The organism is Thalassoglobus sp. JC818 (assembly GCF_040717535.1).
GTDB lineage: Bacteria > Planctomycetota > Planctomycetia > Planctomycetales > Planctomycetaceae > Thalassoglobus.
On record NZ_JBFEFI010000001.1, the window covers coordinates 143,899 to 156,553 of the forward strand.

A 12,655-nucleotide genomic window follows, 5' to 3' on the forward strand; every position below is an offset into this window, starting at 1 on the left:
TTACCACTTCTTTGTTCAATCGTCAGACCGTCACCGCAAAGTTCCACCATAGATATTGAGACATGACTTCGAACACTCGCCAAATCGAAAACACGATCCCGGTGATCCCTGTCTCGAACCTGACTCAAAGCATCGCGTTCTACACTCAAAAACTTGGATTTCACCTTGAGTGGGGTGGCGAAGACGGGAGCAAGATTTGCTTGGTGAACCGTGATGGTTGCAGCCTGATGCTGGCTGAAGCGTTTGGCCCATCGCCCCCACAGTGGGTCTGGATCGGCGTGGAAAGTGAAGAACTCTTTGAAGAGTGGAAGAACGCCGGAGCAAAGGTCAGACAAGAGCCGAAAAACTGGAGTTGGGCGTACGCAATGAAGTTCGAAGACATCGACGGGAACATACTGTGGATTGGAACAGAACCCCGAACCAACGAGCCATACGCTGATCGAATTACATAAGAATCGGTGAGCGAGAGAAGAGTTCTATTGGCGCCAGAAACGCAACATCGCTGAACCAGCTGCACACACAAGCTGCGTCATCAACAGTTTTCATTGCTGCGAGATCCCCTTATGTCCCTTCTGAAGTCCTGGAAAGCCATCTTTTCATTCGCGAGTTGTTGTTGTCCTTTTCGACGTTCATATTTCTGTCCCCAAACTCGAACGAGCAGAATGCACGATTTCTTTCACAAAAGCTCGGTTGTTCTCATCGATCTCTGGAACTAAATTCTCGATGCCATTAACGAGTTCGACTGCGTCGTCCCCGAAGAACTCCCGCAGTCGTTCCATGTCGGCTGTAGATCGAACCCCGAGCGATGAACCGTCTCGTTTGAGAATCAGACCGCAAACACCAATCGCAGCAGCCACTTGCCCACATCGAACTCCTTCCATCAAGACTGGACCAATCCACTTCCACAATGCCGTGCCAGCGTGCACTGGCGTATGTCCACCAGGATCAAAAACCAAATGATAGATCGTATAGCGAGACGAAGGATTGACGATCTGAGCAAACGCTTCGGGCGTGACTAGTTGCTGCTGTAAAGTAAGATTGATATGGCGACGAACTCGATCACGATCTTCTGGTCTGAGGATCCCGTTGACCCCAGCCCCCCAGTAGTACCAAAGTGAATTTACAAGTTCCAAACTCGAAGTTGCTGCCTCCGAAATTTGACCTTCAAGCCACTTAGCATTAGCTTTGACTAGTTCAACATTCCGACTTGCGAAACGCTCGACTGGCATAAATCCTTGGCTCTCATTCGACGCTTCGCATCCGTCTCTTTGCTGAATTTGCGCCAGCACTTGACTGGAAAGAAGCAAAATTTCATCTCGCTGATTGTAAAACCATTCATGAGCTAAGTATTCCCAAACAGTACTGTAAGCAGGATCAGTACTAATACCGACCGCTAATGCTGCCTCACCAATGGGATTGTCAAACCATTGCTTTATATCTCTGAGCACAGTCTGATCCCGCACATCATCAGGAGAGACATTCTCGGTCAACGCTCGATTCCAATACCGTTCGTCCTGAACACCCTGGAGACGATCTAAACTGCTTGAGTCGGTACCCTCAAGCCAAAGTTGAGCTGAAGGCAAGATTAGATCGATCAGTGCCCTTGCGGCTTCGACATCCCAATCCACGACCGAACAGACTTCGCTCCATTCTTGGCAAAGCGAAGTCTGGATTCGATCCATTCGATCACTTTCAATCACATATTCCGGAGGCTTCTCATGGAATCGATGCCAATGCCGCAGCACAAAAGAGAATGCTTCCGGTGCAACGTAACGAAGCACATTTACAGCTAAGAGATGATCAAAGTTGATCTCGCCATAGAGGTTCTGCCACCCTCGATAAGTAAGACTCAATGCATGACGCAAAGCTCTTGGAGTATTGAGCAAGCGGGCAATCGATTCCAGCGGGTGAATCCCACGATCGAACGGAAGGTGCAACCACTGTTTTGTTTGCCAACTATGACTACTTGGGTCAGCTAGGCAGATGTGAGAAATTGCTTCTTGATCGAAGCATCTCTGACGAAGAGCAGATACAAGGTCACCAGCTTGCTGAATAGATATCGTTCTGAGGTATTCGATGTGATCGCACAGTTTTGCGAAGTCGATCCTTGCAGTTGAATTCAGCCCACCGGTCAAAATAAAAGACAGGTTGGGGAAGTCCTTAAGCTGCTGAAGGAAAGCCAGAACGTCCTGAATGTCGAATGATTGACTGTTATTGCGATCTAAATCTTCAACCACGAACACCAAACGAACATTTATATCGCCGAGTAACGCAGACAGTTGACGGAATTGGTCGATGGGATTTCTCTGACCAAACAAAATACTGGAGACGTTGTCCAGCCATTCACCACCAGCAGAAAACGTTTGCCGGTACGACTCAGGAAGTGAGCTTACTTCAAAAGTGTCAACTCTTTCTTCGACCTTACCAATTGCATCCGCCAGCAAAGAGTGAATCGATGCTCTTGAAGTCTCGAATCCCCAACAACTATGCTTACTTATCAAATATTCACCCGAATCTTGATTCAATTGCTTTTCGATCCAATTCACCACGCTCGATTTGCCTGCACCGAATGGAGCGACAATTCCAATGGATCGTATTCCATCCGCGAGCAATCCGCTTAGTCGCTGAGACACTGAATAGTTACCGAGAAAGTCTTGGGCAGCTGGTGCATCAGACTGAAGCCAAGGTTCCAACTTGGACCAGTCGACCGCATCTAATCCTCCGGAAATTGGAAGAACGCTTTCTGCAGTTTCGGTAACGTAATCTCCTACCGAACTGAGCAGACGGACGAGAGCAACTGTCAAAATGGAACCACCGCCATAGAAGAGCCATTCCAAGCACGAGGCGGAGTAAGTGTTATTCGACAAACCGACACACAAATCGAATCCGCAAACGAGAACTCCACCAACTAACCAAGCCGACCATGTAGGTGGATGAGTCCAGAAATACTTTAGATGAGAAAGGCGAGGAGAAAAGAGCTTAAAGAGTACAGAAGCCATCAAAACACAGGCAGAAAACAGAAACAGAAGTTCGTTGCCAGTCGGGAAATCCTCGAGTGAATTCATGAACGCTCTCAGGCTGAGTCCGTAAATAGGGAACCAGAAAGACACCAGCGATCACTACGCAAACCAGATTAACGCACCAGTCGATCCTATGTTGGCTGCTGAGGCTTGTTTGACGAGTAGTTTTACCAGTCTTCATGTGTGGCAAGACAATCCATTTGGTTTTAATCGGAAAAAGATCGTTAGACTGCAAAGTCGACTATGATCGCAGTTGCGTTGTCAAAACGAGTACGAATACTAAGTGAAGCCCTGAAGGTGCGAAAACCCGAATAAGGTGGCATTGTGATCGAAAAGCGAGAGGAACCATGGTCTCGCGTTTGGGTTTGTTTTCGATTCTGTGAACGATCGGTTTGGTCGAATATATTCCTTCTTGAATCAATACAGAGGTTGGACGCATTCATTTTGACAGCAATTTCTGGCACGAATTGCTGAATGAAGAATATGTGAAATCAGGGATTCTTTTCCATACTGTTCACAGCAGATTCAGTCGACGCACTTCATTGCCGATTCTTGACTTGATGATTAAAGGATCTTAACGCGGGCGGGCTACGGTCCGGGTATTCAACGACGCTGACTTCTCCAGGAAGGAATCAGGTTCACATGAGTACTCGATCATTTGTTCTGTCTATTGGCTTATTTGCTGCATCCGTCTGTCTGCTTCGATCAGCCGAAGCTGATGACAAGTTCGCTTCGAAAACTGCTTCGTTTTGTTTCGGAGTGAATGGCTATCACGGCACGATCGATGTCGAAATCTGGGAACTCGCTCCGACCACCATTCTTAATTCCAATCCACAGGCAACCTGTGATGGAAATAACGGAGGCGGAGAGAGTCAGGTCTTAATGCGGTTTGACGGCATTATCGGAGAAGAACCCGGCCAAATTCCGCCCGGTGCAACTGTTGTCTCAGCCAAGCTGCTGGTGAGTGCGTTCGATCAGGGTAACACGGTTCACTTGCATCGCATGCTTGTCCCATTTGGCGAGGCCCCCACCTGGAACAAAATGATCTCAGGCGTGACAGCTGATGATCTTGAAGCACAACGGTCCAAGGAGTCGTTCACATTCGGCAATATCGCGGCCAGTGCTTCTTACGTCCCCTTTGAAGTGACCGACACGGTGCAGGCTTGGGTCAGCGGGGACGAAAACCACGGTTGGGCTTTTCTTAACACGGGTGGAAACGGTTGGGACTTCTACACCTCCGATTTCGACAAAATCGCGCAACGTCCGAAACTGGTCGTTGAGTATCTCCCGCCAGCTGGACGCTCACTCGAAACTGACTCAGAGAACTAAGGTCTGATTCGCCTCGTTTCTGAATTAATCCCAGCGAAATCTTAGCTTGTACCACTTTCTCGTCCTCTTGAATTTTCCTTCACAGTCTTCTTCGATCACCAAGTCATCAACAAGTTGATAATCACAACATACAAAGGAGTTCATCTTATGCCAAAGAGCCCCGCACCTGGTACCTGGTACGCAGATCCATCTCACTTCAATCGTCAGTCGCGACGTGACTTTCTTTACGCTGGTTGGGCTGGTGGCGTGGGCCTAACACTCGGTCAGCTCCTTCAATCGCAGAGTCTTGCAGCTGAGAAACACGAGGCGCAACCTAAAGCCAAATCGGTGATCCAGATTTATCTGTCCGGTGGATTCGCCCACATGGACAGCTTTGATCCGAAGCCTGATTCCCCGGTTGAATATCGCGGAAACATCCTCGGAACTGTCGAAACTTCGATTCCCGGGGTTCGCTTCAGTTCGCACATGGCGAACACTGCGAAAGTTGCTGACAAGATGACGGTCGTGCGTAGTATGACACACTCTGACGTCGATCATGGACGCGGACAACACAGCATGTTTACCGGATACCGTCCGAGCCCGGCTTTGGTTTATCCAAGTATGGGCAGTGTGATTTCGAATAAACTCGGACAACGCGGAGCAGTACCTCCCTATGTCTGTGTTCCAACACAAGGCAGCGAATTCTTCGGTAGCGGCTACCTTAGCAATGCTTTCGGCCCGTTCGCACTTGGAGCCGATCCATCTCGGCGAGGTTTTCAGGTTCGAGACCTCAACATGGCTCCCGGAATCGACGACGCTCGTTTTGACAACCGTAAAGGCTGGAAGGAACTCGTTGACGATCATTTTCATCGACAGGCAAATGATGATTCGCTCGCGACAATGAATTCGTTCTATCAACGAGCCTACGACATGCTCTCGTCGCCAGAAGCGAAAGCCGCCTTCTCACTCGAAGGTGAAGATGAGGCGACAAAAGAACTGTACGGCATCAGTGGAGGTGGCGGGCGCAGCACATCGACTGGTCCGCGATTCATGATTGCTCGGCGTTTAGTCGAAGCTGGTGTCCGTTGCATAACGGTCACTTACGGTGCGTGGGACACGCACTCCTTCCACTATCGCGGAATTGAAACAGCGATGCCCGATTTTGATCGTGGTTTCTCCGGTCTCATCCAAGACCTCGATCAACGTGGCATGCTCGATTCGACGCTTGTTCTCGTCACAAGCGAATTTGGTCGGACACCAAAAATCAATGCCGGTGGTGGACGCGACCACTGGCCACGCGTGTTCAGTATTGTCATGGCTGGAGGTGGAATTAAGCGTGGTCAAACTTTCGGAGAGTCGGACCGACTCGCTGCCGAACCAGCTGATCAGCCGCTCTCTGTCGAAGACTACACCCACACCGTTTACCACCTGCTCGGAATTGATGGTGGAGACTATCTAATGTCACCGGGTGACCGTCCTCAACGAATCGTTGTGGATGGAAAAGTTGTCTCAGGGCTCATCGGTTAATCACAGGCGTATTCAAAGTTGTAACAGTTTGACGGGAGGCGACGACAACTCGTTCGTTAAGACCGAGTTTGTCCGTCGCACTGTTCTCATCTGTTGAAGGGGGATGATTGTGCACATGCAAGCCAGTGCTCACTCACTGTTGATCGGCATCTTCGTTATAAGCTCAACCGCTTTTTCTGCACCTCCGAAAGTAGAAAAAGCCCTTCCCGGTGTGGGAAAGCAGGGGAGCCGCTTTGAGCTTCGCCTTCAAGGTTCTGAACTTGGCATAGTATCGGACGTCCACTTCTACAGAGAAGGGCTCATCTGTCATGAAGTTCACGCTGATCCTGAAAACGAAGGTCAGTTCGTCGCGACGATTGATGCGACGACCGAGTGCCCGCTTGGAAATCATCCCTATCGACTGAGGAATGATGACGGCTTCTCAGACTTGCGAGTGCTTCGCATTCTCGCTTCTGGTGTCATCGATGAAGTTGAACCGAACAACGACCCGTCTGCCGCACAGCCAATTCAATCTGGGGTGTCAATTCTAGGGGTAGTCGAATCGGGTGACGTCGATCACTATCGAATTGCCCTCAAGAAAGGTGAACGATTGGCGGGTGAAGTTGAAGGAATTCGACTCGCGATGAATCTGACCGACACGAGGCTGCAAGTCACCGGACCGGATGGCTCAGTTGTGACAAGTGCTGATGACACCAACCTTGCCCGACAAGACCCGTACTTCTCAATGCTTGCTCCGACCGATGGTGAATACAACATTTCCGTCGACACGTCTGGGTCAGATGGTGACGAAAACACGCGATATGTGCTGCACGTGGGAGACTTTCCTCGTCCAGACTATGTATATCCGCCCGGCGGACCAGTTAATCAATCGATCGAAGTACAAGTCAAAGGCGACGCAACAGCTAGTTGGAACCAGAACTTAAAGGTCACAACAACAGGGACGCATGACTTCTTCCCAGAACTGGACGGAAAACGGCCACCGACGCCGATTCCATTCCGTGTTTCAGCGTTCGGGAACTTTCTTGAAATCGAACCGAATGGAAGGATTGACGAGAGTGCAGACGGCCCCGATCTCCCAATCGCCTTCAACGGAGTCATTTCCGAACCTGGTGACGAAGACATTTTCAGTTTTCGCTGTCGTCAAGGGGACATGGTTGAATTTGCAGCCTACGCAACACGGCTTGGATCTCCGGTCGACACTGTGATTAGCATTCACGGCAAAGATGGCTCACTGATCACATCAAACGATGACCGCCACGGATTAGATAGCGGGCTTGTATGGAATTGCCCGCACGACGGAGTCTATTTTCTGAAGGTGATTGACAAGCAAAGGGCAGGGGGTGAACGCTTCGTCTATCGGGTTGAAGCGGACTATATCGAACCATCGCTGGAAACATTTCTCGCCAAGCGGGCTCGACTCACTCAAGACGGGCAGACGATTTCTGTTCCTCGAGGGAACCGTTCGGTTGGTTTCTTTGGTGTCCGACGGAATCGATGGTCAGGAAACTCGTCGGTTGAGTTTCCTGAACTTCCAGCCGGCGTCAAAGCGAACTGCGATGAAATCACCGAAGAAGAATACTTAATGCCTGTCATTTTCACCGCCGGTGACGATGCTTCAGTTGGTGGATCCCTGTTGCCAATCATGGCTCGCAGTGCTCACAACGGACCAACAATCCTGGGTGGGTATCGTCAGCCTGTCGACCTCGTTGCTGGTTCAGCAGACCGACTCTTTCAAGGTGTCGAGCTAGATCGGCTTGCACTCGCAGTCACCCAGCCCGTTCCCTTCAAGATCTCGTTTCTCGAGCCGCCGACTGGTCTCGCGCGAGATGGTTCAGTCGAGTTGCTCGTCCAAGTTGATCGCCACGAAGACTTTCACGACCCGATCGAGGTTTCGATCCCATTTCTTCCGACTTGGGTCGATGGCCCCGAGAAGATCACGATTCCCTCTCACGAAACCATCGGTCGTTATGAACTTCGCTCTCATGGGCATGTAACAACCGGAAGCTGGCCCATCGTCGCTGAAGGAAAAGCTGGAGAGCCCACAGAGGAGACAGACCAAACCGCTGCTGCGACTGGTCGTTCATCATACGGTCGACAAAGTTCAGCTTCGGAAAGCCAAGCAGTCGCGACCCAAATCTTATCGTTCAACGTGATCGAATCTCCCATCTCGGCTGAACTTGGGCAACTCTTTGCAACTCCCGGAACGTCAGTCAGCTTGACGATCCCACTCGCCGTCACTGGAAAGATCCCCGCTTCGTGCATTGCGACGCTCGCAGGTTTGCCATCTCGAGTCTCTGCTGAACCCGTTCAGTTAGCGAGCGATGCCGACGAAGTCACGTTTGAAGTCGACTTCGCAGAAAACGCTCCGCTGGGAGTCTTCGAGGGATTGCATTGCGAGATCTCCGGTTCATGGGATGACCATCAAGTCGTCTACAGAATTGGTCGTGGCGGCAGCGTCAAGATTGTCAGCCGTGACGATTTTCAGATGGACGAATCGGGGCGCCCTCTCACACCGCTTGAAATTCTGAGAACGATTCAGACCACTCCCGATAAGCGTCTGGAAGCAAACTCCGATGATCCCTCTGAATCGACAATCACAGACTAAATCGACATAAATCCCCTGAATTTTGAAGGGACTATATTTTATGAAGTCGTCACGACTACTGGTGGCTGTTGCACTGGTCTTCCAGTTCATTCTTCCGCATTGCGTTCTTGCGTTCGAAAACAGTTCGCAGCCGAGATTGTCTGTCTACCCACCGACAGTGAAACTCACTTCCAAGCGGGCCTCTCAGTCGATGGTCATCGTCAAGACCTATCCTGATGGGCATACCGAAGATGTTTCACTGAGCGCATCGATTGCTCCTAAGCAGTCTGGAATCATCATCCTCCGCGATGGCTTCGTCACTCCCGTTGCCAACGGAGAAACAGAGTTACTCGTTTCACACGACGGGTTGGATGCGAGTGTTCAAGTTGAAGTCACAAACGCAGACGTTTCTCCAGCCTTAACGTTTCGCAACGATGTCTTACCAGTACTGACGCGTTCCGGCTGCAATGCTGGGAAATGCCATGGGCAGGCATCAGGCAAAGACGGTTTTCAGCTCAGCCTGTACGGCTACGACCCTGATGGCGACTATCAACGCATCACTCGTGAATTTGCAGGGCGCCGCATCAATCTTGCTTCCCCCAAAGATTGTTTGCTAGTCAACAAAGCGATTGGAATGGTTCCACATACGGGCGGCCAGCTCTTCGATGAGGAAAGTCGCGAGTACCGCATCCTCGTCGAATGGCTTCAGTCCGGAGCAAAACCCGATCCTGCAGAAACACCAGTCCCGGTCGGAATCGAAGTCTTCCCGGAACAAGCTATCTTCAACGAAACAAACTCAGACCAACTCTTAACGGTCACAGCTCACTTCAGCGACGGAAGTACACGTGACGTCACTGACATGACGGTCTTCCTGAGCAACAACGAACGATCAGCAGTTGTCACGGACCGAGGACTCGTCACGAGCACTGGACCGGGAACCGCTTTCATTCTCGCTCGCTATGATGCTTTCACTTCTGGGACCAGCCTCATTGTTCGTCCGGAACTGGATTATCAAGCTCCAGAATTTGCTGCGAACAATTACATTGACGAACTGGTTCTTGCTCACTGGAAAAATTTACACCTCACGCCTTCAAAGATCGCCAGCGATGAAGTCTTTATCCGACGAGTCTACATCGACCTGTTAGGATTACTTCCGACTTCTGAGGAACTTCACAGCTTCCTGGAAGACCAAAGCCCCGACAAACGTGAACGACTGGTTGATGAACTACTTGAGCGGCCGGAGTTCCTCGACATCTGGGTCATGAAGTGGGCGGAAGTTCTTCAGGTTCGCACAGCTAACGGTCTCAGCCAAAAAGGACTGCAGATTTACGATCAGTGGCTCCGCGAACGAATTCAATCCGGTGCCACAATCGCCGATGTCCTGGCCGATGTCTTGCCTGCCAGCGGAGGGACTTTTACGACTCCCCAAGCCAATTATTTCCAGACAGAAACTTCACCGCTGCTGTTGGCTGAGAACGTCGCTCAAGCGTTCCTCGGAATGCGAATCCAATGTGCTCAATGCCACAACCATCCATTTGATCGCTGGACAATGGATGATTACTACGGATTCGCTGCGTTCTTCAGTCAGGTCGGCTATAAGAATGCTTCTGACCCTCGCGAACTGACAATTTTCAACACTGGCGAAGGGGAGATGCTTCATCCCGTGAATAGCCAACCCGTCGATCCGATGTTCTTAGGAGGGGACGTTGCCGACTTAACCGCGGACGATGATTACCGGCAGGCTCTGACCTCATGGCTCACGGATTATGACAATAATGCATTTTCGCGACACATCTCGAACCTCGTCTGGGCTCACTTCTTCGGACTTGGAATCATCGAGCCCTATGACGACGTCCGTGTCAGCAACCCTCCGTCTAATCCGGAATTGCTACAGGAACTCGGAAAGCGGATGGCTGCCTATGAATTCGACATCAAGCCGCTCGTTCGCGACATCTGCATCTCACGCGTCTATCAGCTCTCATCAAGCGAAACCGACGAAAACTCCTGGGACGACAGGCACTTCTCACACAGCCGAATCCGGCGAATCCGAGCGGAGGTCTTGCTTGATTGCATTAATCAGGTCAACGGCACAACAGAAGAATTCCCCAACCTGCCTCCCGGAAGTCGCGCAGTCCATGTCGCCGACGGTCAAAGTTTCAATTACTTCCTGACGACATTCGGACGAGCTGATCGAGATACTCCCTGCAGCTGCGAAGTCTCGACATCTCCAACCCTTTCCCAGGCACTACATCTTCTCAATGGGGAAGTGACGACCGGAAAAATCGAAGAGGGTCAAATCGTCTCCGAACTCATTCAGGAACATAATGATGCCATGGCTGTGGTCGCCGAACTCTATGAGAGATGCTTATCTCGCCGCCCGACAGAAAGCGAAAGAACAGCTATTGCTGTCAAGCTTAGCACCAGCCAAGACATCGCTGGAGATCTTGAAGACCTGTTGTGGGCTCTGTTTAACTCGAACGAGTTTATCTTCAACCACTAATAAATATCACCGTTCTTTTTCTTTCGAGTTTTATCCACCGCGAGTCAAGAATAGGTCTGGCCAACAATCCAGACAGATCACATCAGGAGTTTGAAGTGAGTAAAGGTCGCTTGTCTGTCTTGACTGTCTGTTGGTTATTGAGCCAAGCAACAGCATCATTCGCTCAGTCATCGGAAGATGTTGTCACTTACGACCAGCTTCGGCCAGTGATTCGAAAGCGATGCGCCTCGTGTCACTCTCGCAATCAGCCCAGAGCCGGTCTTGATCTTTCAACCCTCTCTGGCCTTCAGGCGGGCTCGGACTCCGGTCCTGTGGTAGTTGCAGGAGAACCAGAAAACAGCCTCCTGTACACCGTTGTCGCTCATCTGGAAGAACCGGCGATGCCTCCGGGCAAACCGAAAATTCCATCCGGAGAGATCAAGCTGTTGCACGACTGGATCGCAGGAGGACTGATTTCCAAACCAGGTGGAGAACCGACTCTGGCCACTTCCAAAGGCAGTCAGTCTGGGGACCTTTCGGCAGTCACTCCACTCACGCAACTGACCGCGATCACAGCAATGGCCATCGATCCTCAGGGAGAAAAAATTGCGGTATCAGGCTTGAAGCAGATCGTCATTCTGGACGCTGTGTCACACGAAACACGGAAGGCTTTCACGTTTCCGGAAGGTGAAGTCTTCTCGCTTCGATACTCAAGCGACGGCGAGTGGCTGATTGCAGGTGGTGGACTCGGCGGCGATTCCGGAAAGGTCGTCGTGTTCAACGTATCGAACGGTCAGCGACTCATCGAAACACCAGAGGAATATGAATCCGTCCTCAGTGCTGACGCAACTCCCGATCGGAAATTTCTCGCGTGGGGTGGGCCGTGGAAATCCATCCGAGTTTTCGACGTTGAGCAACAGAGAGTGATTTCAACACTCAGCGGACAAACCGACTGGGTATTGTCTGTCAGTTTCAGTTCGGATGGCCTCCTTGTCGCGGGAAGCGACCGATTTGGTGGGATTCGAATCTGGAGCACGCACGAAGGAAAAGAATTCCTGAACTTGCGTGGGCACACTGGTGCGGTCCCCGAGCTCGTCTGGTCGCCCACTTCGGATCACTTGCTTTCCATAGGAGAAGACGGAACCGCCCGCATCTGGAACCTTCACACCGGTGAACAACAAGCTGTCTGGGACTTCGGAAAAGGTGCACTTCGGGCAGCGGCGTGGCATCCGTCAGGTCTGATTGCACTGGGAAGCCGAGAAAATGAAGTTGTCATTATCACTCCAGAAGGTGAAGTGATTGACGAATTCGAAACGGCTGACGAAGTCACCAAACTCGTCTTCAATCCCGCAGGATCGGAGCTGTTAGTGGCTGACGCGAGTGGTCGCATACATCCATTCGATACGAAGTATGGAACTCACGGAGAACCATTTAATCTGCCTGTGGCACAAGCAATGGCCCGCATCGAAGTCCCGTGGCCCCTGAGAACCCGGGCGAGCCGCGACGAGTCCATTCTTCCACAAGAAGAAGCATCACCCGCCAGTTCGGAGGATGCCCTCCTGCAAGCTGTCCTCGAAGCTGAGGAAGCTGTCCGCGTAACCGAGGAATCCCTCGCCAAATTGCGAGAAGCAGCAGCGAGTCTTCGAGAAACCCTCGAAGAACGAAACGCAGAATGATGCCAGCATTTTGTGACTCTCCACAGAACTGATCAACTTCAAATCACGCAAAAAACTCGAC

The 12,655-nt window shown here is 51.0% G+C and carries 7 protein-coding genes; 6 read left to right on the forward strand and 1 reads right to left on the reverse strand.

Translation table 11 applies throughout. The features are described from left to right. The first annotated feature begins 62 nt into the window (after positions 1-62). Positions 63-452 carry a VOC family protein gene (locus AB1L42_RS00540; RefSeq protein WP_367050038.1) on the forward strand — a complete coding sequence of 130 codons (390 nt, stop codon included), beginning with the start codon at positions 63-65 and terminating at the stop codon, positions 450-452. 177 nt (positions 453-629) lie between these two features. Here the strand turns inward: AB1L42_RS00540 and AB1L42_RS00545 are convergent, their stop codons facing one another. Further along, complete coding sequence (locus AB1L42_RS00545) at positions 630-3,065, reverse strand: P-loop NTPase fold protein (protein WP_367050040.1); 2,436 nt, start codon at positions 3,063-3,065, stop codon at positions 630-632. Positions 3,066-3,662: 597 nt separating this feature from the next. On the opposite strand from AB1L42_RS00545, the gene AB1L42_RS00550 reads away from it, so the two are divergent. The 5 genes from AB1L42_RS00550 (at position 3,663) to AB1L42_RS00570 (ending at position 12,594) form a co-directional block, all read left to right on the forward strand. Next, positions 3,663-4,349 (forward strand): DNRLRE domain-containing protein, encoded by a 687-nt coding sequence (locus AB1L42_RS00550; RefSeq protein WP_367050042.1) that lies wholly within the window; start codon positions 3,663-3,665, stop codon positions 4,347-4,349. Between the two features lie 147 nt (positions 4,350-4,496). Beyond that, positions 4,497-5,855 carry a DUF1501 domain-containing protein gene (locus tag AB1L42_RS00555; protein WP_367050044.1) on the forward strand — a complete coding sequence of 453 codons (1,359 nt, stop codon included), beginning with the start codon at positions 4,497-4,499 and terminating at the stop codon, positions 5,853-5,855. Positions 5,856-5,970: 115 nt separating this feature from the next. Next, on the forward strand, positions 5,971-8,460 hold the full coding sequence (locus AB1L42_RS00560; RefSeq protein ID WP_367050046.1) for a PPC domain-containing protein: 2,490 nt from the start codon (positions 5,971-5,973) through the stop codon (positions 8,458-8,460). Positions 8,461-8,500: 40 nt separating this feature from the next. After that, the gene (locus AB1L42_RS00565; RefSeq protein WP_367050048.1) at positions 8,501-10,939 is read left to right on the forward strand and encodes a DUF1549 domain-containing protein; all 2,439 of its coding nucleotides are present in this window, start codon (positions 8,501-8,503) and stop codon (positions 10,937-10,939) included. Between the two features lie 95 nt (positions 10,940-11,034). Continuing rightward, positions 11,035-12,594: a c-type cytochrome domain-containing protein gene (locus tag AB1L42_RS00570; RefSeq protein WP_367050050.1), complete on the forward strand. Its 1,560-nt coding sequence runs from the start codon at positions 11,035-11,037 to the stop codon at positions 12,592-12,594. Positions 12,595-12,655 lie beyond the last annotated feature (61 nt).